We start from the raw sequence: 24,563 nt of genomic DNA on the forward strand, positions 1-24,563 counted from the left end.
CTGCAGCACGCGGATCTTACCACGGCGTGCCGGCGGGGCCGGATCAATGGTATATGGTCCGCACGAACGCGATTGCCGGGGGTCTTGCGAAGGACCCGTCGGCGGGGCACGGGTGCGAATCGATGACAAAGTCTAGTCGAAATCCGGCAACGTTTGGGCCACAGGCCAAATTGCCCGTCGTAATCGCGATCTGCGGCTTCTGGCTCGCGGCCGGCGGGCTCGTCACGGTGAGTGCCGCGCCCGGGGTTCGGGCGGCGGAGGCCGCGATCGGCGCGGTGGCACAGGTGACGACGACACCCGCGCAGGAGGCGGACGGAAAGAGCGACGGCGAGACGGCCCGCAAGCCCGCCAACACGGGCGATACCGATACGGGCGATGCCGAAGGGAAGGGCGCAGGCCATACGATCCCGCAGCGCTACGTTCTCGTCGATCCGGCGACGGGGCTCGCGATCGGCGGCTACGATCCCGTCGCCTATTTCGTCGACCGGCGCCCGCGGCTGGGCAAGCCGCGTTTCGAATTCGTCTGGTCGCGGACGATCTGGCGCTTCGTCAACGAGGGCAACCTGGCCGCCTTCAAGGACGCACCGCAGGTCTATGCCCCGCAATTCGGCGGCCATGATGCGAGCGCGCTCGCCGAGGATCGGCTTTCGCCCGGCGACCCGAGGGTCTGGGCGATCTACCACCAGCGGCTCTATCTGTTCTATTCGCCGGCCCGCCGATTCTCCTGGCTGGTGGCGCCCGACAGCTATTTGCGCCGGGCCAACGAAAGCTGGGACAAGCGGATCAACTTCAAGATCCGGATCGACATGCGTCCGTAAGCCGGTTTGGTGCGGGGCACGCGGCGCGGGAGCCGGGAATTCCCCCGGCTTGGCGGTGTGGCGACTTGGCAGGGCGGAAGTGTCGGTGTAACCCTCGTGAAGCCTGCGCCGAATCAGGTGAAACACGACAATCCACGGACCCGAGGTTTTCATGGCCAAGCCGATTGACCTGTCATCGCTCGATCTCGCAGCGCTGATCGCCAGCCGCGTGTGCCATGACATCATTTCGCCCGTGGGCGCGATCACCAACGGTCTGGAAGTGCTCGACGAGGAAAACAGCGAGGACATGCGCGAATTCGCCATGGACCTCATCCGCAAGAGCGCCAAGCAGGCCTCCGCCAAGCTGCAGTTCGCCCGTCTCGCCTTCGGTGCGGCAGGTTCCGCCGGCGCGGAGATCGATCTGGGCGATGCCCATTCGGTTTCCGCCGGCTACATGGAGAACGAGAAGGCGAATCTCGTCTGGAACGTTCCGCGTCTGCTGATGGGCAAGAACAAGGTGAAGCTCTTGCTGAACCTGCTGCTCATCGCCAATCAGTGCATCCCGCGCGGCGGCACGATCAACGTGGAAATGACCAACACGGACGCCGCCAAGCCGATCTTCCGGCTGACGGCGGAAGGACTCAACGCCCGCATCCCCACGATGATCGCCGATCTGATCAAGAACGAGGATGTGGAACGGATCGATGCGCACGCGATCCAGCCCGCTTACGCCGGCCTTCTTGCAGACGACAGCAACATGTCGATTTCGATGGAAAAGATGGACGATTCGGTAATTATAACAGCCGAGTAAATCCTTATTCCAGAAGCACGATTACCCACCCCTGCTTCAACCTATCTTAACTTATTACGCCGACACTTGGCGACGCGGACAACCAGTCCGTGAGCCAAGCTGTGGGCTCTTTTGCCGTATAGTATGTGGGTGGGCACCAGACATGGACGATCTGCTTCGTGAGTTCCTGACAGAGACCAACGAGAGTCTGGACGTCGTAGACGTGGAGCTCGTGAAGTTCGAGCAGGAACCCAACAACGCGACGATCCTCGATAACATCTTCCGTCTCGTTCATACGATCAAGGGGACCTGCGGGTTCCTTGGTCTGCCGCGTCTGGAAGCGCTGGCACATGCCGCTGAGACACTGATGGGCAAGTTCCGCGACGGAGCGCCTGTCACGCAGGCGGCCGTGTCGCTGATCTTGTCTTCGATCGACCGCATCAAGGGTATTCTCGCCGAACTCGAGGAAGCCGAGGGCGAAGAGCCCACGGGCTCCGACGACGACCTTATCAAACAACTCGAATACATGTCGGAGCACGCCTTCGACGATGCCCAGGGCGGCGGAGCTGCAGCGGCGGAAGCCGAAGATGCGCCCGCGACCGGGGCCACGGCATCCCATGATGCCGATGCCGCGGCGATCAAGCCGCTCGACCAGTCTCTCGAACGCGAGCTGCGTCCGGGCGAGGTTTCGCTCGACGAACTGGAGCGCGCCTTTCAGGAAACCGCGATCGAGATCGAGCTTCCCGAACCCAAGCCCGAGCCGGAACCGAAGGCGACCGACGTCGCCTCCATCTCGGAAGGCGGCAAGAGCGAGGACGCCCATCACGAAAAGGCGCCCGGCGACAAGAAGTCGTCGGTGTCCAACCAGTCGATCCGCGTCAATGTCGAGACGCTGGAACACCTGATGACGATGGTTTCGGAACTGGTGCTGACGCGCAACCAGCTTCTGGAAATTGTCCGTCGTCACGAGGACAGCGAATTCAAGGTTCCGCTGCAGCGGCTCTCCAATGTCACGGCCGAGTTGCAGGAAGGCGTCATGAAGACGCGGATGCAGCCGATCGGACATGCCTGGCAGAAGCTGCCGCGCGTGGTGCGCGACCTTTCCCAGGAACTGGACAAGCCGATCGAGCTGGAGATGATCGGCGCCGATACCGAGCTTGACCGCCAGGTGCTGGAGCTGATCAAGGATCCGCTCACCCACATGGTGCGCAACTCCGCCGACCACGGCCTGGAAGGCCCGGAGGCCCGCAAGGCCGCCGGCAAGCCGGAACAGGGCACGATCACGCTCGCCGCCTATCACGAGGGCGGGCACATCATCATCGAGGTCAAGGACGACGGCAAGGGTCTCGACGTCGACGCCATCAAGGCGAAGGCGATCAAGAGCGGACTTCACACCGAGGCCGATCTGGAGAAGATGACCGACGCGCAGATCCACAGGATGATCTTCGCGGCCGGCTTCTCCACCGCCGCCAAGGTGACCAGCGTGTCCGGCCGCGGCGTCGGCATGGACGTGGTGCGCAACAACATCGAGCTGATCGGCGGATCGGTGGATCTGAAGTCGGTGCCGGGCAAGGGCACGAGCTTCATCATCAAGATCCCGCTGACGCTCGCCATCGTCTCCACGCTGATCGTGGAAAGCTCCGGCGACCGCTTCGCCATCCCGCAGCTTTCGGTGGTGGAACTGGTACGGGTGCAGAACAATTCCGAGCACCGCATCGAGCGCATCAAGGACACGCCCGTCCTGCGCCTGCGCAACAAGCTGCTGCCGCTGCTGCATCTCTCCTCGCTGCTTGGCATGGAGACGGTCGCGAACGCGGACGAGGCTCTCGACCAGGACAACGGCTTCATCGTCGTCATGCAGGTCGGCAGCCAGACGTTCGGTGTCGTCGTCGACGGCGTCTTCCACACGGAGGAAATCGTCGTCAAGCCGATGTCGACCATGCTGCGCAACATCGCGATGTTCTCCGGCAACACCATTCTTGGCGACGGTTCGGTGATCATGATCATCGATCCCAACGGCATCGCCAGCGCCATGGCGAGCCATGCCTCCTCCGCGCTTGCGGAACAGGACGAGGAAGAACACGACGAGCGGAAGAAGTTCGTCGATCATCACGCGACCACGTCGATGCTGCTGTTCCGCGCCGGTTCGGCCGAGCCCAAGGCGGTGCCGCTGTCGCTGGTCACGCGCCTGGAGGAATTCCAGGTCTCCGAGATCGAGCGCTCCAACGGCCGCGATCTGGTGCAGTATCGTGGCGCGCTGATGCCGCTCGTCTATATCGAGCCGTCGCATGCGCACCGCACCGAAGGCACGCAGCCGATGCTGGTCTTCTCCGATAGCGGCCGCTCCATGGGGCTGGTGGTCGACGAGATCGTCGACATCGTCGAGGACAAGCTCAATATCGAGGTCGGGTCCGACCAGCCGGGTATCCTCGGCTCCGCGGTCATCAAGGAGAAGGCGACGGAGATCATCGATCTCGGTCACTACCTGCCGATGGCCTTCGAGGACTGGTTCGTGCGCAAGGAAATGGCGAGCGAGGCGCTGACGAAGTCACTGCTCTTCGTCGATGACTCGGCCTTTTTCCGCAACATGCTGACGCCCGTGCTGAAGGCGGCGGGCTACGACGTCACGGTATGCGACAGTGCGCGGGCCGCGGTGCAGGTCCTGCAATCGGGTCGGAAGTTCGACGTCGTCGTTTCCGATATCGAGATGCCGGAAGTCAACGGCTTCGAGTTCTGCGAGGCGCTGAGGCGCGATCCGCGCTTCCGCTCCATTCCCGTCCTGGCGCTTTCGTCGCTGGTCACCCCGGCGTCCATCGAACGCGGCCGTCAGGCGGGCTTTGACGACTATGTCGCCAAGTTTGACCGGCCCGGCCTCATCGCCGCGCTCAAGGATGTGCTGACGAACGAGACGAGGGCTGCAGCATGAGAGACGACCGAAACCAGAAAGCTGCCGCGGGAACCGCATCCGGCTCGGGCAACGAGGCCATCCAGTACGTCACCGTCGTCATTGGCGGTCAGCTGTTCGGTCTGAAGATCAGTCAGGTGCATGACGTCTTCGTGCCCGAAAGCGTGACCCGGGTGCCGCTGGCGCAGCCGGAAGTGCAGGGTGTGCTGAACCTGCGTGGCCGTATCGTCACGGCGATCAACATGCGCCGCCGGTTGTCGCTGCCGCCGCTTGAAGGCGGCCAGACGATGATGGCGGTGGGGATCGAGTACAAGAGCGAGTCCTATGGGCTCGTCATCGATACGGTCGGCGAGGTTCTCACGCTGGCGGCCAACTCTCGTGAGCCGAATCCGACCAATCTCGATCAGCGCTGGGCGGAGATTTCCGCCGGCGTGCATCGTCTCGACGGCCAGCTGATGGTCATTCTCGATGTGGAGCGCCTTCTCGGCGCCATGATGAGCGAGCCCATTGCCGCTTAACGGAGCCGTAACCCGGCGCGCCCCGTGATCAGGAGTTCTGGTGATGAAAACATGCCTCGTGGTCGATGATTCCAGCGTTATCCGAAAGGTGGCGCGGCGGATCCTGGAAGACCTCGACTTCTCCATCGCCGAGGCCGAAGACGGCAAGGCGGCTCTGGAGAGCTGTCGCAAGGATATGCCCGACGCGATCCTTCTCGACTGGAATATGCCCGTCATGGACGGGCTGGAATTCCTGACCGCGCTGCGGCAGGAAGAAGGCGGAGATCGTCCGACCGTGGTTTTCTGCACCACGGAGAACGATGTGGGCCACATCGCCAAGGCGATCCGGGCAGGCGCCAACGAATATATCATGAAGCCTTTCGACCGCGAGATCGTCGAGGCGAAGTTCCAGGAAGTCGGCCTTCTCTAGGGGCTTCCCAGCAGGAATCTGACATGGCTACAGCGACCCAAGCTGCCGCTCCGCCTGCCGGGACGGTAACGGACCCTATTCGCGTAATGGTTGTCGACGACAGCGTCGTCATTCGCGGCCTTATCAGTCGCTGGGTGGACGCCGATCCGGCGCTTGCCGTCGTGGCCTCCCACCGCAACGGCAAGCTCGCGGTGGACGATATCGAGCGGTCCAACCCGGACGTGGTCGTCCTCGATATCGAAATGCCTGAGATGGACGGGCTGACGGCCTTGCCGCTGATGCTCGCCAAGAAGAAGAACCTCGTGGTCGTGATGGCCTCGACGCTGACCCGCCGCAATGCGGAGATCAGCCTCAAGGCCCTTTCGCTGGGCGCGCAGGACTACGTGCCGAAACCCGAATCCTCCTCCTCGATCTCCACGTCCGTCGATTTTCGGCGCGAGCTGATCGAGAAGCTGAAGAGCCTCGGGCCGAGGGCACGCAGGGGCGCCGGCTTCGCGCGCCGGCCGATGCGGGCGGAGACGGCTGCCGGCCAGCAGGTCGGCAATGCGGCGGTGGCGGCACGGCCGGGCGCGATCGTGCGCCCCGCCTTCACGTTGCGCAACTATTCGTCCGCAAGGCCGCGTATCCTGGCGATCGGGTCGTCCACGGGCGGACCGCAGGCCCTTCAGCAGCTTTTCCGCGACATCGGCAGCACGATCAACGACATCCCGGTCGTGGTCACCCAGCACATGCCGCCGACCTTCACCGCGATTCTGGCCGAGCATCTGGCCAAGGCCGCTCTGCGTCCGGCCGCGGAAGCGCAGGACGGAGAAGTGCTCAAGCCGGGCCAGATCTACGTCGCTCCGGGCGGCAAGCATCTGGTGCTGGAAAAGGATGCCGGTGCCGCCAAGGCCCGGTTGACCGACGATCCGCCGGTCAATTTCTGCAAGCCCGCCGTCGATCCGCTCTTCGACAGTGTGGCGAAAATCTACGGCTCGGCGACGCTCGCCATCGTGCTGACCGGTATGGGGCATGACGGTGCGGCTGGCGTCAAGACGATCGCGGCGGCTGGTGGCAGCATCATCGCGCAGGATGAGAAGACCAGTGTTGTGTGGGGAATGCCCGGCGCCGCCGCCCAGACGGGGCAGTGCTCCGAAGTTCTGCCACTTGAAGAGATCGGTCCGAAAGTGATCCGAATCCTGGGAGGCCGGCGGTGACACCGACTGAATTTGAATTCCTCAAGACGTTCCTGAAAACCCGCTCCGGGCTCGTGTTGTCCAACGAGAAGCAGTACCTGGTGGAAAGCCGCCTGCTTCCGCTGGCGCGCAAGGGCGGGATCGCTTCGCTTTCCGATCTGGTCATCCGTCTCCAGAAGGGGATCGACCGGAAGCTGGAAACGGACGTCGTGGAGGCGATGACGACCAACGAGTCGTTCTTCTTCCGCGACAAGACACCCTTCGACAATTTCACCAACACGATGCTGCCGGCGCTTTTGAAAGCGCGTGGCGATCGCAAGCGCATCCGCATCTGGTGTGCGGCCGCCTCCACCGGCCAGGAGCCCTATTCGCTGGCGATGCTGCTGAAGGAAGCCGCCGCCAAGCTGGCCGGGTGGCGCATCGAGATCATCGGCACCGACATCTCCAACGAGGTGCTCGACAAGGCCAAGTCCGGCATCTACAGCCAGTTCGAGGTCCAGCGCGGCCTGCCGATCCAGATGCTGCTGAAATACTTCACGCAGAACGGCGACATGTGGCAGATCAATCCCGAGATCCGCGGGATGGTGCAATGGCGCATGCTGAACCTGCTGGAGAATTTCTCCTCCCTGGGCGAATTCGACGTGATCTTCTGCCGCAACGTGCTGATCTATTTCGACCAGCCGACGAAATCGGACATCCTGAACCGGCTTGCCAAGCTGATGTCGAGCGACGGGTATCTGGTGCTGGGCGCGGCCGAGACGGTGGTGGGCCTTTCCACGGCGTTCCAGCCGGTTCCGGGTCTGCGCGGCCTTTACCATCGCGGCGGCGTTTCCTCTCCCGGCGCGGCGCGCGCAGGTGTGCAGACGGGGTCGCGTCTCTTTGCGAGCTGAGCCCTGGTGGTACGGTTCAGATGGATGGTTCCCATCCGGCTCGGTCTATCCACGAGAGCATATTCCGTTCGGATTGAAGTGATCTGATCGACAAGAATATGCTCAAGGTATTGATCTTGAGCGGTTTCTTGTCGCTCAGGTGGTTCCGCCTGAGCGGATGGCGCTCCGGCCGCCTTGCTGCGAACTTGTGCGAAATACCGAAAACCCCGGCCTTCGCGGCCGGGGTTTTTCGTTGAGCGCCGCCACATCGTGTCCTCCGTCTCGTCGACACGATGGTGTGTGGCGCACGAGGATGCACGGGACACGAGGATGCACGGGGCGCACGCATGAGCGCCGACCTCCAGAGACCTCAAATGCCGCCTCCGCTTCGCCGTCTCCGCCGATTTTGTGATCGCGCGCGCGCGCCTTCGTGGCAAGTGCTGTTCCACCATCATCAGGAATATTTTCGGTGGATATGAGCATAGCAGAAATAACAATACGCATGATCATTGTTATCCATCCCATGGAAACATGAAGCAGGACGAAGAGGTATAGAATATAAAACTTGATAATACTGCATATTTTATGTTTATAGAAATAATTGTACAGTGAAAATTGCAAAATGAGAAGCAGATAGAATCCATTTTCTAAATATACATAAAATTAATGTTCTTATAAAACCAATAATTAAAACTTTTTTAATAATTATATATTTGAATTGCCTCGCGGAATAATTATTGCAGCGCGGGATTTCCGATCTTATTCAGTCTGATTTGGTCGTTTTCCTGTGCCACGGGATAGCGAAATGCTCAACAATATATCTATCAAGGTAAAGCTGTTCGGGGGGATCGGCTTTCTGGTTCTGGCGCTTGTCGTCATGGTCATGTTCAACTTGTTTGGTCTGGATCGGGTCTCCGAACATTTCGGAGAGTACAGAAATCAGACCAATGAAAGCCTCAATCTTTCCAGCGCGACGCGCGCGATGGTCGAAACCCGGATGTGGGTGTTGAAGTTTGGCGATCTGGGGACGGACGAGATGGCCAATGAAGCAGACAAAACGCTTCAGCAGGTCATCGATGCCACTCAAGAGGCGAAGTCCCACTTTACCGAACAGCGCTGGATCCTGCGCACCGACAAGATGCTCGACGATCTCGCGACCTACAGAAACGATTTCAAGGAATTTGTGGGCGTTTACCGGGAGATTGACGCGCACAAGGCCCACTATGTCAAAAGTGTCGAGACGCTGCGTGCTGCCCTGAAGGAATTGTCGGAAGGGGCGAGGAAGCAGGGCAATGGCGAAGCCGTGTTCGCGACCGGTCAGGCGCTCGATGCGCTTCTGGAAAGCCACATGCTGGGCGTGCAACTGATCGAAACACCGAAGCAGGCCTATCTTCAGGACGCGCTGGAAAAGGTGAGCGAGGTTTCCTCGCGTATCGCCGGTCTGGCGGCGACGATGGCGGACCCCGGCCTTCGTGCCATGGCCTCTTCCATGGACGGCGAGATCAAGGCGATCGGCACCGATCTCAACGGGCTCTACGCTCAATCCAAGGAGCGCGACGCGATCTGGGATGGCCGTCTTTCGGTCGTTGGACTGCGCCTGATGACGACCTTCAATACCATGCTCGCGGAGTACAAGGTCAGCCAGGATGCGGTGAGCGAAAAGACCGAACAGCGCATCGCCTCCATCACCTCCTCGGTCACGAGTGTCGGGATCGTGTTCTCGCTGATCGGTGCGGCGCTCGCCCTCTACCTGGGGTTGACCCTTTCGCGTGCCATCATCCGCATCACGCGGACGATGATGGAACTTGCGGCGGGCAACAACCACGTCGACGTTCCGGGTCTCGGCCGGAAGGACGAGATCGGCAAGATGGCGGACGCCGTCGGTGTGTTTAAAGCCAACGCGATCGAGAAGATCCGTCTGGAGCAGGAGCAGGCGCACCGCGAGGCCAGTGCCGACGCCGAGCGCAAGGCGCTCATGGCGAAGATGGCGGACGAGTTCGAGCATGCGGTGGGCGGTATCGTCAACACCGTGGCCGGTGCGGCGACGGAGCTGCAGGCCGCCGCCGAAACCATGAATACCGCCGCCGCCGACACCAACGACAAGGCGACCACCGTCGCGGCCGCCTCGGAAGAGACGACGAGCAACGTGCAGGCGGTCGCCACGGCGTCGGAGGAGATGGCGGCGTCGGTCGAGGAGATCGGCCGACAGGCGAGCGAAACCGCGAACCGGGCGAAGGTGGCCTCGACCGAAGCCCAGACCATGGTGGAGAAAGTCAATCTCCAGCAGGCCGCCGCGCAGCATATCGGCGATATTGTCGGGCTCATCAAGGACATCGCCGAGCAGACCAACCTGTTGGCGCTCAACGCCACCATCGAGGCGGCACGTGCCGGGGAGGCCGGCAAGGGCTTCGCCGTGGTCGCCTCCGAGGTGAAGGAACTGGCGACGCAGACCTCCAAGGCCACCCAGGAAATCGCCGATCAGATCGGCGATATCCAGAACGCCACGCAGAGCTCGTCCGCGGCGATCGGTGCGGTTTCCCAGGCAATCGAGGAACTGAACTCCATCAGCTCGGCCATCGCCGCGGCTGTCGAGGAGCAGGCCACCTCCACCCAGGAAATCGCCCGCAACGTCCAGATGGCGGCGCTCGGCACGCAGGACGTGTCCACCAACATCGCTCTGGTTTCCGAAGCCGCGGCCACGACGGGCTCGGCGTCCGCCCAGGTGGAATCGGCGGCGGGCGAGCTGTCGAAGATGTCGGAGAACCTGCGCGAGGAAGTGAGCCGCTTCCTGGAGACGGTGCGCGCCGCCTGAGGCGACGCCCGACCCGATCGCGAAGGAACGAAAGGCCCGGCCACATCAACCGGGCCTTTCCGCGTTCAAGGACGGTTCGTCACGCTGATCAGGCGGGCGAGACGCGCGAGGTGGACGAGACGGGAGAGACGGTGGAAAAGCCCGGCCGACGCGCACAATGTCCGGCCCTCAGGGCTGGCAATGGCCGCGAACCGGGAACCGGTTCCCCAGCCAAGGCCCGGGCGGCGGGAAAGCGGATGCTGTTTCAGCCACGCCGGAGAGCGGACGCAAAAAAGCCCGGACGATGCCGGGCTCTTTGGTCGATATTTGGTTCGCGCGGTCCGCTAATCAGGACGCGACGCGCTCCTCGTCGGGTTCGCGCAGCACGTAGCCACGGCCCCACACCGTCTCGATGTAGTTGCGCCCAGCGGTTGCCGCCGCAAGCTTCTTGCGCAGCTTGCAGATGAAGACGTCGATGATCTTCAGTTCCGGCTCGTCCATCCCGCCATAGAGATGGTTCAGGAACATCTCCTTGGTGAGCGTCGTGCCCTTGCGCAGGGAGAGCAACTCGAGCATCTGGTATTCCTTGCCCGTCAGGTGCACGCGCTGGCTGCTAACCTCGACCGTCTTGGTGTCGAGATTGACCGTCAGGTCGCCGGTCGTGATGACCGACTGCGCATGGCCCTTGGAACGGCGGACAATGGCATGGATGCGAGCGACGAGCTCGTCCTTGTGGAAGGGCTTGGTCATGTAGTCGTCGGCGCCGAAGCCGAGACCACGAACCTTGTCCTCGATGCCGGCCAGACCCGAAAGGATCAGGATCGGCGTCTTGACCTTGGAGACGCGCAGGGTTCGAAGGACTTCGTAACCCGACATATCCGGCAGGTTCAGGTCAAGCAGAATGATGTCGTAATCATAGAGCTTGCCCAGATCGATGCCTTCTTCGCCAAGATCCGTAGTATAGACGTTGAAGTTTTCGGACTTGAGCATCAGCTCGATGCTCTGGGCCGTAGCGCCATCGTCTTCTATGAGCAGTACTCGCATGCCAATTTCCTCGTCTTGCCTATTCTGGGCAAACCGCACCAACCTAGGTAGGCGATCGCGGCGAATGACTGCTGCTAACCGCGTCTCGAAACCTCGAGGCCCTAGTTAACAAATTCCGATTCGCAGCGGAAGCGTTTTGATACGTAAGCTATGAAACTGACGAGAATTTCTTGAAATTCCCGGCGAATTCCCGCCCGTTGCTATCGACAATCCACATGAGGAATTGCCTCTAACCGATTCAACGGACTCACAGCTTCGACGCTTCGGCCTATAAAGGTTCCCAATCTGTGAACATCCTCTTCAATATGATTAACCAGAACCGTAAACGATCGGTTACCATTTCCATTAACCGGCATATTCGGTCCCTGGAGCGGCGCTTGTGCAATCTTTGATCAACGAAATCGAATCACTGGACGCGGTCGAAGTCTATGGACGGGTCGTCGGCGTGCAGGGACTGCTCGTCGAGATAGCGGGCCCCGTGCATGAGATGAGCGTCGGCACGCGGCTGGCGATCGAGGGGGGCGCCGCCGACACGGTTCTCGCCGAGGTCGTCGGTTTCCGGGACGAACGCGCGCTTTGCCTGCCTTTTTCGGGATTGCAGGGCGTGCGCATGGGCTGCAGGGCGGTGCTCGTGGAGCGCGAAAGCGTGGTGCGCATGTCCGACCAGTGGCTCGGCCGGGTGGTCAACGCCATGGGCGAGGCGATCGACGGCAAGGGCGAACTCGCACGCGGCGGCGAGGCGCGGCATCTGCGCTCCAGCCCGCCGCCGGCCGCCGACCGGGCGCGTGTGGGCGGGCCGATCGACCTGGGCGTCAGGGCTCTTAATACCTTTGTGACATGCTGTCGCGGCCAGCGCATGGGCATCTTCGCCGGCTCCGGCGTCGGCAAGTCGGTGCTTCTTTCCATGCTGGCCAAGAACACGGCCGCCGACGTGGCGGTCATCGGACTGATCGGCGAACGCGGACGCGAGGTGCAGGAATTCGTCCAGGACGATCTGGGCGAGGAGGGATTGAAGCATGCCGTCGTCATCGTCGCGACGTCGGACGAGAGCGCGCTTATGCGCCGGCAGGCGGCCTATCTGACGCTGGCGACGGCGGAATATTTCCGCGACGAGGGAAAGTCCGTCCTGTGCATGATGGATTCGGTCACCCGTTTCGCCATGGCCCAGCGTGAGATCGGACTGGCCGCCGGCGAGCCGCCAACCTCGAAAGGCTACACGCCCACGGTCTTTACCGAATTGCCGCGGCTTCTGGAGCGCGCCGGTCCGGGGCTCAACGGATCCGGTTCGATCACCGGTCTGTTCACCGTGCTGGTGGAGGGCGACAATCATAATGAGCCGGTGGCGGATGCGGTGCGTGGCATTCTCGACGGTCATATCGTGATGGAGCGCGCGATCGCCGAGCGCGGGCGCTATCCGGCGATCAACATCCTCAAATCGGTTTCGCGCACGATGCCGGGCTGCGTGAAGCCTGCCGCCCTGCCGGTCATTCGCGAGGCCAAGCGGCTGATGTCGACCTATGCCGACATGGAGGAACTGATAAGGCTCGGCGCCTATCGCCGGGGTTCGGATGCCACCGTGGATCTCGCGATCGAACGCCACGATGCGCTGGAAACCTTCCTCGGCCAGGGCAAGGGCGAGGCATCCACACTGGATGAGGGTTATGGTGAACTCGCCAACCTTTTGGAAATGAGTTTGGGGTAGGGTCTCATTTCATTAGGGGGAGTAGTGCCCGATGAAGTCCAGAGAGAGCATCATTCGGTTGAAGCGATTCCAGGTCGACGACAAGCGTCGGCAGGTGTCGCAGATCGAGGCGATGATCGCCGATTTCGACCGTATGGCGAAGGAACTTGACGACCAGATCCTGTCCGAGCAGGAGCGCGTCGGCATCACCGACGTGGCGCATTTCGCCTATCCGACCTTCGCCAAGGCGGCGATGCAGCGCCGCGACAACCTGAAGGCTTCGGCCGAGGAACTGCACGGACAGCTCGAACGCGCCCAGGACGAACTGGCCGAGGCGGTTGAGGAGCTGAAGAAGATCGAGCTGATGGAAGAGCGCGATCAGGAGCGTGAACGCGAAGCCGCCGACGAGGCCGAACAGGCCGAACTCGACGAAATCGCCGGCCGCAATCACGCCTTCGGCAACTGAGCAGGCGTACGTCCGCAATTTCTTGTGCTCTGCGGCGAGCAAGGGTCGGCATGTCCGGCCCTTTCGGCGTTGGGCGGTGCTAACGGTTTCGGCACAGCAGAGCGGCAATCGCCGTCGACACGGTGGCGAAGGCGTAGAACCATAGCCCGGGCTGGGTCATGGCGGTGGCGAGCCCGCTCGATTTCGCGGCAAACACCACCAGCGCCACCACCATCACGTCCATCATCGACCATTTGGAGACTGCGCCGAGCAGGGTGAGGAAATGCCCGCGCCCGCCGAGCGCGACCATGTGCAGAAGCACGAGCTTGATCGCGGGAAAGAGAATCGAGAAGCAGCCCACGAGGATGGCGAGCGCCCGGTCGCCCTCGCGGTCGAGCCCGCTCACCACCTGGATGAGCGACGGCGTTTCCTGAAAGAAATAGAGTTTCTCGAAGGAAATCAGCGGCAACGTCAGGCCGAGCGCGAAGGAGAAGGTGGCGAGCGGCAGGATCAGAGCGAGGATCAGGCGCATGGGGTTTGCCGCTCGCGGGATCGGGAAAATCGTTCCTTTTCGTGTGGCACAGGCCGGTCACGGCGGCAAGTGCGCGCGCCAAGGCGCGTCACGAATACCGCTTCACGGCCCGGTAGCCGCCATTGTCGCCGTCGCCGCCATTTTCGCTATTCTCGCCGACAACCGCGTAACTGCCCGGAGCCTTGCGCTTGGCCGTGTACATCGCCTTGTCGGCGGCACGCAGCAGCTCGCTCGTGGTGCAACCGTCGCGCGGGGCTTCGGCAATGCCGATGCTGGCGGAAATGAGAATCGGTTCATCCTCAAGATCGTAGGGTTGCGAAATCTCCCGCCCCAGGATTTTGGCAAGCCGCTTCGCGTCCGACGTTTTCGAGCCGGCCGGCAGGATGACGGCGAATTCGTCGCCGCCAAGCCTGGCAACCATTGCTTCTGCGGGCAGGTGCTTGCGGAACCGTTCGGCAACGCGTGCCAGCAGGACATCCCCGGCATCGTGGCCACGCGTGTCGTTCACGCTCTTGAAACCGTCGAGATCGATGAACATCAGCACGCATTGCGTTCCCTCATCGCGCGCGCGCATCAATTCGCCGTTGAGCCGGGTGTTGAACAGCGCGCGGTTCGGCAGATCCGTCAGGGTATCGAAATGAGCCTGGCGCCAGACGGCCTCCTCGGCCTCGACGCGGGCACTGACATCGCGCGTCACGATGATGTAGCGTTCGGAGAAGTCGCTGTCTTCGAAACGGCTGCCGCCGACATCGAGCCAGTAGGTACTGCCATCGGGTCGCGCCATCTGGCAGCGCACGGTCTTGTGACCTGCGAGAAATTCCGGATCATCCAGCGACACCCCGGCCAGGAACTCGCCTATATTCGCACCGATGACCTTCGATTTCGGGTGGCCGCTGCGTCTGTTGACGGTCGAATTGCAATCGAGGATCTGGCCGTCCGCATCCAGCACGATGAGCCCGTCGTTGGAGGCCTCGATCAGGCTGCGCAGATACGCCTTGTCGCGCAGATTGTTCGCGTGCATGCGGTCGAGCGCCGAACCGACCATCGCCAGGCGTTGCACCGTGTAGCGCCCGAACGCGTAGAGGATCAATCCGACCACGGCCACCAGCAGGGTCAGTTCCAGGAGATGGAAGGCGCCGCCGAGATGGGTGTTCCAGACGATGGAGCCGACGCGGTGGCCGTCGCCATCGCGGATCACCACCTCGTTATTGCGGGATGAGGCCTCGTGTTCGATGGCGGCGATATCGTCCAGACCGAGTTCGCGGGCTATTGCCGCCAGACGGGCCGTGTCGAAGCGTACGGCCACGATGAGGACAGGCGCCGGATCGCCCGCCTCAACCGGCCGGCCTTCCAACTTCGGCGCGATGGGGCTGGCGGCGGTGAAGTAGGGGGCACCTCCATGCCAGAGCCATCCGGTGCGGATGTTTGAAAGCGAACCCGATGAGGCGCGGTGGTCATCGTCGCGCCAGACGATCCCCGTCATCCCGGGAAAGATCTCGGCCGGATCGAAAATGTCGCCGGCGCCGTCGTCGGCATGGGCGAGGATCTTCGTCCCGAGCACGATCGTCATTGCCGCGTAGCCTTCCAGTTCCAAGAGCGGAGGCAGGGGATTGACCTCGCTTCGAATGCCGCCTTGCGTCGCCGCGCTGGGGATATCGATCCCGCTCCAGGGAAGGTCGAGCAGGATGCGGGCCTTGCTCGTCACGTGGTTCAGATACGAGGCGACCAGATCGCGCTGCTGCTCCTGGGTCTCGCGATACTGGTTGAAGACCTCGTAGGCGAACAGCACGGCGATGAGGATGAACTCGACGAGGAAGATCGTCCGCTTCAGGCGCGCCAGATCGCGCAGCAGCCCCGCCGCGCTTGGCCGGTCCTTGGTCTTCAACCCAGGTGAACGGGCCGCAGGTCGCAACTGTCTCCTCAAGACCATGATCTGGTACCCGGTCAGCGTGTTCCGTAATGTGTTCCCTAACCGCAAGTCTCTCGCCGGCATGCTTTGAGGAACAATGTGGCGGAACGACAAAGTTCGTGAAGCGCCTATTGTCGAGGCAACTCCTGAAAAAATTCACTAAAATGGATGTTTGATATTTGTTCTACTTATTGAAAACAAAAGAATATTGTCATTTTTAACCAGGTTGATTGCTCCGGGAATCGAATTCAACCACGCGCGCGCGAAGACTATCGAGGGTCTTGTCAGGGGAGACGTCTTTGTGGGAACACTGAGGGCGGACCAGGCAGAAAGCTGCATCCTCCCTCCAGATGATCCACCCCGGCGAGAGCATCAAACGCAGCTGTTACCGGGGCCCCGCTTTGTCCGGGGGATTCGCCTTCTTCTCATCGCGTGCCGCGGCCGGCAATGGATTGCCCGGACTGCGCCGGGCAATGACGGGGGAGGGGGCGCGGCGGCGGGGCGCGGGCGCGTTTGGTCCTGGCCTGCGCGGGGATGTTATCGAGGGTGGCGTGGGTGCTTTGGCCTTGCCCTTACCGCACCGGCACAGTCACCCGTTACTGCGCCGGCACCGCCACCCGGTTCGGGTTGTTGGGGTGCGTCGTCCAGTTGGCGTATGTCGGTTCCACCGTGCGGCCGGTGCGCGGATCGACCATGCCGGGCGTCATCGCCTCCATGGTGATGCAGCCCTCCACCGGGCAGACGTTGACGCACAGGTTGCAGCCGACACATTCCGCGTCGATCACCTCGAACCCCCGGTCGCCGTTGATCGTCGTGGCGATCGCCTGGTGGGAGGTGTCCTCGCAGGCGATGTGGCAGCGCCCGCACTTGATGCAAGTCTCCTGATCGATCTTCGCCTTGGCGATGTAGTTGAGGTTGAGGTACTGCCAGTCGGTGACGTTGGGCACGGCGCGGCCGACGAACTGATCGATGGAGGCATAGCCCTTCTCGTCCATCCAGTCGGAAAGCCCGGAGATCATCTCCTCGACGATCTTGAAGCCGTAGGTCATCGCCGCCGTGCAGACCTGCACGTTGCCGGCCCCCAGCGCCATGAATTCGGCTGCATCGCGCCACGTCGTCACCCCGCCGATGCCGGAGATCGGCAGGCCGCGGGTTTCCGCATCGCGGGCGATTTCCGCCACCATGTTGAGCGCCATCGGCTTCACCGCCGGCCCGCAATAGCCGCCATGCGTGCCCTTGCCGTCGACGGCGGGTTCCGGCGCCATCGCATCGAGATCGACGGAGGTGATCGAGTTCACCGTGTTGATCAGCGACACCGCGTCCGCCCCGCCCTTGTGGGCCGCGCGCGCGGGCTGACGGATATCGGTGATGTTCGGTGTCAGCTTGACGATGACCGGCATGCGCGTGTGTTTCTTGCACCAGCGCGTCACCATCTCGATGTATTCGGGCACCTGACCGACGGCCGCGCCCATGCCGCGCTCCGACATGCCGTGCGGACAGCCGAAATTCAACTCCACGCCGTCGGCTTCCGTCTCCTCCACGAGCTTGAGGATACTGGCCCAGTTCTCCTCCTCGCAAGGAACCATCAGCGAGACCACCAGCGCCCGGTCGGGCCAGTTCTTCTTGACCCGCTTGATCTCCTGCAGGTTGAGCTGCAAGGGGCGGTCGGTGATCAGCTCGATGTTGTTGAAGCCGGTAAGCTGGCGGTCCTTGCCATGGGTCGCGCCATAGCGCGGACCGTTGACGTTGACGACCGGATCGCCGTCGCCGAGCGTCTTCCACACGACACCGCCCCAGCCCGCCTGAAAGGCGCGCACGACGTTGTATTCCTTGTCGGTGGGCGGCGCGGAGGCCAGCCAGAACGGGTTCGGCGACTTGATACCGACGAATGAATTGGAAAGATCGGCCATGGTCCTTTTCTCCCCTAAAGACCAAACGAACGGTGGATGGCGTCGGCGGCCCGTTTGCCGTCGGCAACGGCTGCGACCGTCAGGTCCTCGCCGCCGGCCACGCAATCGCCACCCGCCCACACGCCATCAACCGACGTGCGGCCGTCCTCGTCCACTTCGATGCGTCCACCTTCAAGCTTGGGCACGGCCCCCAGAAGCGGCGCATCGAGGAAGGTCTGGCCGATCGCCTTGAAGACCTGATCGACCTCGAGGCGCAATGTTTCGCCGGTGCCTTCGAGCCGCCCATCGTCGCCAGGCCGGGTGCCTTCCAGCACGATGGAGCTCACCCGTCCATGCGCGCCGATGAGGGCGGCCGGGCGCATCCAGTGGCGGATGACGACGCCGTTCGTCAGCGCCAGTTCCTGCTCGTAGGGGCTCGCCTTCATCTCGCCCGCGCCGCGACGATAGGCGATGGTCACGTCCTCCGCGCCCAGCCGCTTCATCTGCACGGCGATATCGATCGCGGTCATGCCGCCGCCGATGACGACGACGCGCCGGCCCACGGGCAGCGTGGCGAGATCATCGGCCTGGCGCAGCCGCGCGATGTAGTCGACCGCGTCGAGCACGCCCTCCATCTCCTCGCCTTCGAGCCTCAGCGCATTGACGCCGGCAAGCCCCATGGCAAGGAACACCGCATCGTGTTTCACCTTCAGGTCGGCCAGCGTGAAATCGCGACCCAGGGCCTTGCCCGCCTCAACCGTGATACCGCCGACCGACAGAATGAAATCGACCTCGGCCTGCGCGAAGCCGTCCACCGTCTTGTAGGCGGCGATACCGTATTCGTTGAGCCCGCCGAGTTTCTCCTTCGCGTCGTAGATGGTGACCGCATGGCCAAGCTCGGCCAGCCGGTGGGCACACGAAAGCCCCGCCGGGCCGCCGCCGACGATGGCGACGGTCTTGCCCGTCTCGGGCGCGCGGGTGGCGAAGCTCTTCGGTCGGGTCTCCAGGAAATGATCGGTCGCGTGGCGCTGCAGGAGGCCGATCTTCACCGGCTTGCCCTCGGCCTCCATGCGCACGCAGGCCTCCTCGCACAAGGTCTCCGTCGGGCAGACGCGGGCGCACATGCCGCCCAGAATGTTGCTCGCAAAGATCGTCTTGGCGGAGCCCGTGTCGTTGCCGGTCGAGATCTGGCGGATGAACAGCGGAATGTCGATCGAGGTCGGGCACGCCTGCGTACACGGCGCGTCGAAACAGAAATAGCAGCGGTCCGCCTCCACCACCGCCTCGTGCGCGTCGAGCGGGGGATGCAGATCGGTGAAATTGTCCAGATACGCTTCGGCGGGCAGGCGGCCGCACGCAATGTCCGGACCGGACGCAACGTCGGTCATGGAACCTCCTCGTCGCGCGGCCCCGTCGCACCGGACAGGGGGCGGAGCGCCGCGCGTTTCCCATTTTCATCGAACACGCGCAGGAAAAGGCCCCATCTCGCTCGGGGCGCTCCGCACCATGTTCCCGTCATTCAGGTGGTCGTTTCGACCCTTCTCGTGTGGCGGAAGGGTTCGTAACGTCAGTTTCGATGTTTTTTGACCAAATAGTCAAATCCATTTTGACGTCGCGAGCGCCGCAATTTCGGGCAGGGACGGGGGAAACTGCACGTTTGGCGTGCGTTTGTCTCGCGAAGGGAACGGATGGCTCCCCCGGGGGAGGTTGATGCCTTGCGGGGCCGGGCGGCGAATTCCATTCTCGCCCGCAAAGGAGAGAGAAGGGCGCAAGACGTTGGTGCTCGGGGAAAACAAAGAACGGCGTGGCCGGGCGGCACGCTCAGGGGATGAGCGCTTGCAGGAACAAGGCCTTCAGCGCGGCCTCGGCGTCCTTGTGGAAGCCGGGTTCGGCGATGGAACGTCCGGTGATCGCGCTGATCTGGGTTTCGAAGTCGGCATAGTGCTGCGTCGTCGCCCAGATCATGAAGACGAGGTGATAGGGATCGACCGGCTTCAACCGGCCTTCATCGATCCAGATGCGGATGACGCCGGCCTTGGCGTCGACCAGGTCCTTCAGGGGGCCTTTCAGCACGTCCATCATCGCCGGGGCGCCTTCCAGCACCTCGTTGGCGAAGAGGCGCGAGGCCTTGGGGTTCTTCGCGGAATGATCCAGCTTTCGGGCGATGTAGTCGCCAAGTTCGGCGGCCGGGTCGCCGGCGACGTCGAGCGCGCGCAGGGGTTTGAGCCATTCGTCCAGAATCTCTTCCAGAACGGCCTTATAGATCTGCGCCTTGGAGGGGTAATAGTAGAGCAGGTTCGACTTCGACATGCCCGCTTCGCGGGCGATCTCGTCGAGCGTGGTGCCGCGAAAACCGAAGCGGGAAAAGATCTCCAGCGCGGCGGCGAGGATACGGTCGCGGTTGACCGTCTGGATACGGGTCGCCTTGCGCGGCCTTTTCCGGGCGGGCTCATCGAGGCTCATCGGTATCCACCATCGACATTCATCATCATCGGGTCGCGACCTCCTCTCCTCTGTCCCGCGGCAAGCCCTGTCGGTCCTCTGCTATAGCGCGTTTTTGTGCGCGGTTTCACCCAATTGCCGCAACGCGCTGCCGCGATGGTGCCCTCGCGGCTCGAAAAAACGCCCATTTTTCGCGCGCTTGCGTCGCCACAACAAGGAAAACCCGGACTTTGGCCGTGATTGCTTTTGCATCGGGCTGGATAGAAAATGACCTTGACCGCGCTTGCGCGGCACTCCTATCGTTATCTTGACCAATTGGTCAGAAATCGCAACGTGAGACATCGGCCAAGTCTTGAAACTCGCGCAGGGTTTCAATGAAGATTGCGGGTATCGGAGCGTTCATTGCGGGATGTGCGCCTTCGAAATACGCGCAAGGCGGACAAGGCAATGCGAGGCGGGGTCTGACCCATCACGCGTGACCGCCTGGAAAGGCGGCGCGTTCGCTCGGAGGAATCATGTCGCAGGCCGTCACCAACAATCTCGAAGCCTTCTGGATGCCGTTCACGGCGAACCGGCAGTTCAAGAAGAACCCGCGCATGCTGGTGGGCGCGAAGGACATGCACTACACCGCCGCCGACGGCCGCCAGATCCTCGACGGAACGGCGGGCCTGTGGTGCTGCAACGCCGGCCACGGGCGGCCGAAAGTGGTGGAAGCCATCCAGAAACAGGCCGCCGAGCTCGACTACGCGCCGGCCTTCCAGATGGGCCACCCGAAGGCGTTCGAGCTGGCCGCGCGGCTTTCCGCCATGATGCCGAAGCCGCTCGACCATGTGTTCTTCACCAATTCCGGTTCGGAATCGGTTGAAACCGCGCTGAAGACGGCGATCGCCTATCACCGCGCCAAGGGCAATGCCGCCAAGACCCGTCTCATCGGCCGTCAGCGCGGCTATCACGGGGTGAATTTCGGCGGCATTTCGGTCGGCGGCATTTCCGGCAACCGCAAGATGTTCGGCTCGCTTCTCACTGGCGTCGACCACATCCGCGACACGCATGACATCGAGCGAAATGCCTTTACCCGCGGCCAGCCGGAGCATGGCGCGGAATTCGCCGATGACCTGCTGAATGTCATCAAGCTGCATGACGCATCCACCATCGCCGCCGTGATCGTGGAGCCGATGGCGGGCTCCACCGGCGTGCTGATCCCGCCCAAGGGCTACCTGGAGCGGCTTCGCAAGATTTGCGACGACAACGACATCCTGCTGATCTTCGACGAGGTCATCACCGGCTTCGGGCGACTGGGCTCGGCGTTCGCGGTCGATCATTTCGGCGTGGTGCCGGACATGGTGACGACGGCCAAGGGCCTCACCTCGGGCACTGTGCCGATGGGCGCGGTGTTCGTTTCCTCCTCGATCTACGAGGCCTTCATGCAAGGGCCCGAACACATGATCGAGTTCTTCCACGGCTACACCTATTCCGGCCATCCGCTGGCCTGCGCCGCAGCACTCGGCACGCTCGACACCTATGAGGACGAGGGACTGATGACGCGCGGGGCGGAGCTTGCCGACCACTGGGCCGATGCGCTGCATTCGTTGAAAGATCATCCGCACGTCATCGACATCCGCAACATGGGGCTGATCGGCGCGGTGGAGCTGGAGCCGATCGCCGGCGAGCCGACCAAGCGGGCCTTCTCCGCCTTCCTGAAGGCCTTCGAGGAAGGCCTGATGATCCGCACCACCGGCGACATCATCGCGCTGTCGCCGCCGCTGATCATCTCCAGGGCGCAGATCGACGAGGTGTTCGGGATCTTGGGCAAGGTGCTGAAGGCGATCGATTAGAGGGGGCGGCATTCCCCCTCGGTGTCATCCCCGCGAAGGCGGGGATCCAGTAACCACAGGGTGTGGTTGTCTGGCACGGCAATAACGAGTGACGCGGCCTCGGAGAGAACCGGCCGGCCGCGCCGTTTACTGGATCCCGGGTCAAGCCCGGGATGACAATTGCGGGTGGGGCGGTGATCGGGGGCAATTGGGTCCCCGACCGCGGTTGCTTCCCGGCAGGCTTCAAAGCGCCCCGCCATGAGGGCGCGCGACAACGCGACGACTGGCCTTTCGGGCGAAACCCGCGGCAAAAGCGGGAGCCGATCGGCTGGACCAGAACTGAAGAGAGCGGAACAGAGTGCGGCGCGCCAGCGCCGGGGATGACATCGGCGATCAGGGGGACTGACGTATGGCCGCAACTACCGGAGCACCGGGCGAGAACCTGCGGATCAACGCCGACAGGCTGCGGGACAGCCTGATGGAAATGGCGAAGATCGGGCCGGGCGTCGCCGGCGGCAACAACCGCCAGACGCTGACCGACGCCGACAGCGAGGGCCGCAGGCTCTTCCAGAAATGGTGCGAGGATGCTGGCATGACCATGGGCGTCGATACCATGGGCAACATGTTCATGACGCGGCCCGGCACCGAGCCGGATCTGCCGGCGGTCTATGTCGGCTCCCATCTCGATACCCAGCCCACGGGGGGCAAGTATGACGGCGTTCTCGGCGTTCTCGGCGCGCTGGAGATCTGCCGCACGCTCAACGATCTGGGCATCAAGACCAGACATCCCATCGTCGTCACCAACTGGACGAACGAGGAAGGCACGCGGTTCGCGCCCGCCATGCTGGCCTCGGGCGTCTTCGCCGGCCAGCACGAGGAGGCCTGGGCCAAGGCGCGCGAGGACGCCAAGGGCCTGAAATTCGGCGATGAACTCAAGCGCATCGGCTGGCAGGGCGAGGAGCCGGTGGGCGCGCGCAAGGACAAGATCAAGGCGTTCTTCGAACTCCACATCGAGCAGGGGCCGATCCTGGAGGCCGAGGGCAAGGATATCGGCGTCGTCACCCACGGCCAGGGGCTGTGGTGGCTGCAGGTGACCGTGACCGGCAAGGACAGTCACACCGGCTCCACCCCGATGCCGCTGCGCAAGAATGCCGGTCTCGGCATGGCGCGGATGACGGAGCTCGTTCACGAAATCGCCATGGGCCACCAGCCCAACGCGGTGGGCGCCATCGGCCATTGCGACGTTTATCCCAATTCCAGAAACGTCATTCCGGGCAAGGTGGTCTTCACCGTCGATTTCCGCTCGCCCGACCAGACCATCCTCGACGGCATGAAGGCACGCTTCGAGGTGGAAGCGCCGAAAATCGCTCAAGACCTGGGTCTTGGTATTGAGATCGAGGTTTCCGGGCATTTCGATCCGGTGACCTTCGATCCGGGATGCGTCAAGGCCGTGCGCGATGCGGCGGAGCGGCTGGGCTATTCGCACCGCGACATCGTGTCGGGCGCCGGGCACGACGCCTGCTGGATCAACCGCGTGGCCCCGACCTCGATGGTCATGTGCCCCTGCGTCGACGGGCTCTCGCACAACGAGGCGGAAGAGATTTCCAAGGACTGGGCGAAAGCGGGCGCCGACGTGCTGTTTCACGCGGTGGTGGAGACGGCGGAGATCGTGGGGTGAAGACTGGCTGGATCCGGCGCGAGCTGAAGATCTTCTGGTGGCGGATCTTGTTGCCGACCACGATTTTTCTTGGAGGAACAGCCTATCTCATCAGTTTGCTGTTTTGGGATGGGCCGGACCGATTGCGGCCGTTGATACCGGCGGGAATTCAGACGGGACAAGCCGTCTATTATAACAGTGAATGGTTCCATCCAAGGTACGGAAGTTGTGTGGTTGCGGTGTTCGCTCTGGAGGCAGAATTTGCGGAACGTTTGCGCAGGGAAGGGGCGGGCGCTCTCGTTAATCCGGAATCTTTGAGACCCGATCTCGATGAGCGAGGTAGTGAAACCAGGGGGTATTCTGCCTGGCAAGGAGGACCTGTAGCGATGAGCGATACCGATATGACAGAGCGAAATATCTCCCTTGCGGCAGGATGCATGAGAAGCAGTGTCGAGTATTCCCGCATCTACGCAAAATATGCACACGGTGAGCGCGGTTTTTACTCCAAGCACACCAGTGGGACGATTGCGATTATTGCTCCGGTTGAGGGACTTCTCTTTTTGGCGCCCGAACCGTGATCCAAGGCCGGCCGCAAAGCAGATCCATGACCTTTCCCCTCCTTCATCGCCATGGCGTCCCGATCAGGTCGGGGATGATGAAGGAGGGTTTGGCGGCAGGTGCCGTCGGTCCGGTGGTTGCTGGATCCCCGTCTTCGCGGGGATGGTAGGGGGGGATGGGACGTGACGACGGTGTGCCGGGCGTCCGTTTACTCCTCGATGTCATCCCGGCCGCAGCGAAGCGGAGAGCCGGGACCCAGTAACCGTTGGGTTCGGATGTCTGGCGCAGGAATGGCGAATAACGCGGCGCTGGAGAGAACCGGTCGGCTGCAACGGTTA

General features: G+C 62.6%; 18 protein-coding genes and 1 pseudogene. 13 read left to right on the forward strand and 6 right to left on the reverse strand.

Features of this window, described 5'->3' with window-relative positions; genetic code table 11:
* Nucleotides 1-170 precede the first annotated feature (170 nt).
* The 8 genes and pseudogenes from C8N35_RS15830 to C8N35_RS15865 form a co-directional block, all read left to right on the forward strand.
* Nucleotides 171-818, forward strand: coding sequence for a YHS domain-containing (seleno)protein (locus C8N35_RS15830; RefSeq protein WP_107990687.1), 648 nt, complete (start codon nucleotides 171-173; stop codon nucleotides 816-818).
* Between the two features lie 151 nt (nucleotides 819-969).
* Complete coding sequence (gene chpT / locus C8N35_RS15835) at nucleotides 970-1,608, forward strand: histidine phosphotransferase ChpT (RefSeq protein WP_107990688.1); 639 nt, start codon at nucleotides 970-972, stop codon at nucleotides 1,606-1,608.
* Between the two features lie 142 nt (nucleotides 1,609-1,750).
* Nucleotides 1,751-4,513 carry a hybrid sensor histidine kinase/response regulator gene (locus C8N35_RS15840; protein WP_107990689.1) on the forward strand — a complete coding sequence of 921 codons (2,763 nt, stop codon included), beginning with the start codon at nucleotides 1,751-1,753 and terminating at the stop codon, nucleotides 4,511-4,513.
* Nucleotides 4,510-5,010, forward strand: coding sequence for a chemotaxis protein CheW (locus C8N35_RS15845; protein ID WP_107990690.1), 501 nt, complete (start codon nucleotides 4,510-4,512; stop codon nucleotides 5,008-5,010). The genes C8N35_RS15840 and C8N35_RS15845 overlap by 4 nt, the downstream gene beginning before the upstream one ends.
* A gap of 43 nt (nucleotides 5,011-5,053) precedes the next feature.
* Nucleotides 5,054-5,419: a response regulator gene (locus C8N35_RS15850; protein ID WP_107990691.1), complete on the forward strand. Its 366-nt coding sequence runs from the start codon at nucleotides 5,054-5,056 to the stop codon at nucleotides 5,417-5,419.
* Nucleotides 5,420-5,442: 23 nt separating this feature from the next.
* Entirely contained in the window at nucleotides 5,443-6,615 is a 1,173-nt protein-coding gene (locus C8N35_RS15855) for a protein-glutamate methylesterase/protein-glutamine glutaminase (protein ID WP_170122123.1), read from the forward strand.
* Complete coding sequence (locus tag C8N35_RS15860; protein WP_107990693.1) at nucleotides 6,612-7,484, forward strand: CheR family methyltransferase; 873 nt, start codon at nucleotides 6,612-6,614, stop codon at nucleotides 7,482-7,484. The genes C8N35_RS15855 and C8N35_RS15860 overlap by 4 nt, the downstream gene beginning before the upstream one ends.
* A 796-nt stretch (nucleotides 7,485-8,280) precedes the next feature.
* Nucleotides 8,281-10,275, forward strand: a pseudogene (locus tag C8N35_RS15865) (methyl-accepting chemotaxis protein); the annotation flags it as partial.
* A gap of 327 nt (nucleotides 10,276-10,602) precedes the next feature.
* Here C8N35_RS15865 and ctrA read toward each other — a convergent pair.
* Complete coding sequence (gene ctrA / locus C8N35_RS15870) at nucleotides 10,603-11,298, reverse strand: response regulator transcription factor CtrA (RefSeq protein ID WP_107990695.1); 696 nt, start codon at nucleotides 11,296-11,298, stop codon at nucleotides 10,603-10,605.
* A 379-nt stretch (nucleotides 11,299-11,677) separates the two neighbouring features.
* On the opposite strand from ctrA, the gene fliI reads away from it, so the two are divergent.
* On the forward strand, nucleotides 11,678-13,000 hold the full coding sequence (fliI, locus tag C8N35_RS15875) for a flagellar protein export ATPase FliI (protein WP_107990696.1): 1,323 nt from the start codon (nucleotides 11,678-11,680) through the stop codon (nucleotides 12,998-13,000).
* 31 nt (nucleotides 13,001-13,031) lie between these two features.
* The gene (gene fliJ / locus C8N35_RS15880; protein ID WP_107990697.1) at nucleotides 13,032-13,445 is read left to right on the forward strand and encodes a flagellar export protein FliJ; all 414 of its coding nucleotides are present in this window, start codon (nucleotides 13,032-13,034) and stop codon (nucleotides 13,443-13,445) included.
* A 79-nt stretch (nucleotides 13,446-13,524) separates the two neighbouring features.
* Here the strand turns inward: fliJ and C8N35_RS15885 are convergent, their stop codons facing one another.
* The 5 genes from C8N35_RS15885 to C8N35_RS15905 form a co-directional block, all read right to left on the reverse strand.
* On the reverse strand, nucleotides 13,525-13,956 hold the full coding sequence (locus tag C8N35_RS15885) for a paraquat-inducible protein A (RefSeq protein WP_107990698.1): 432 nt from the start codon (nucleotides 13,954-13,956) through the stop codon (nucleotides 13,525-13,527).
* Nucleotides 13,957-14,044: 88 nt separating this feature from the next.
* The gene (locus tag C8N35_RS15890) at nucleotides 14,045-15,886 is read right to left on the reverse strand and encodes a diguanylate cyclase domain-containing protein (RefSeq protein ID WP_170122124.1); all 1,842 of its coding nucleotides are present in this window, start codon (nucleotides 15,884-15,886) and stop codon (nucleotides 14,045-14,047) included.
* A 575-nt stretch (nucleotides 15,887-16,461) separates the two neighbouring features.
* Nucleotides 16,462-17,775, reverse strand: coding sequence for an NAD-dependent dihydropyrimidine dehydrogenase subunit PreA (gene preA / locus C8N35_RS15895; RefSeq protein ID WP_107990700.1), 1,314 nt, complete (start codon nucleotides 17,773-17,775; stop codon nucleotides 16,462-16,464).
* A gap of 14 nt (nucleotides 17,776-17,789) precedes the next feature.
* Nucleotides 17,790-19,142, reverse strand: coding sequence for an NAD(P)-dependent oxidoreductase (locus C8N35_RS15900; protein WP_107990701.1), 1,353 nt, complete (start codon nucleotides 19,140-19,142; stop codon nucleotides 17,790-17,792).
* Nucleotides 19,143-19,575: 433 nt separating this feature from the next.
* A complete protein-coding gene (locus C8N35_RS15905; protein ID WP_107990702.1) occupies nucleotides 19,576-20,217 on the reverse strand; it encodes a TetR family transcriptional regulator C-terminal domain-containing protein in 642 nt (213 codons plus the stop codon).
* A 494-nt stretch (nucleotides 20,218-20,711) separates the two neighbouring features.
* On the opposite strand from C8N35_RS15905, the gene aptA reads away from it, so the two are divergent.
* From aptA to C8N35_RS23705, 3 genes are all read left to right on the forward strand, one after another.
* Complete coding sequence (gene aptA, locus C8N35_RS15910; protein WP_107990703.1) at nucleotides 20,712-22,031, forward strand: omega-aminotransferase AptA; 1,320 nt, start codon at nucleotides 20,712-20,714, stop codon at nucleotides 22,029-22,031.
* Between the two features lie 388 nt (nucleotides 22,032-22,419).
* Nucleotides 22,420-23,688 carry a Zn-dependent hydrolase gene (locus C8N35_RS15915; RefSeq protein WP_107990704.1) on the forward strand — a complete coding sequence of 423 codons (1,269 nt, stop codon included), beginning with the start codon at nucleotides 22,420-22,422 and terminating at the stop codon, nucleotides 23,686-23,688.
* Entirely contained in the window at nucleotides 23,685-24,245 is a 561-nt protein-coding gene (locus C8N35_RS23705) for a hypothetical protein (protein WP_146177417.1), read from the forward strand. The genes C8N35_RS15915 and C8N35_RS23705 overlap by 4 nt, the downstream gene beginning before the upstream one ends.
* Nucleotides 24,246-24,563 lie beyond the last annotated feature (318 nt).

The organism is Breoghania corrubedonensis (assembly GCF_003053845.1).
In the GTDB taxonomy this organism is placed as follows: Bacteria; Pseudomonadota; Alphaproteobacteria; order Rhizobiales; family Stappiaceae; genus Breoghania; species Breoghania corrubedonensis.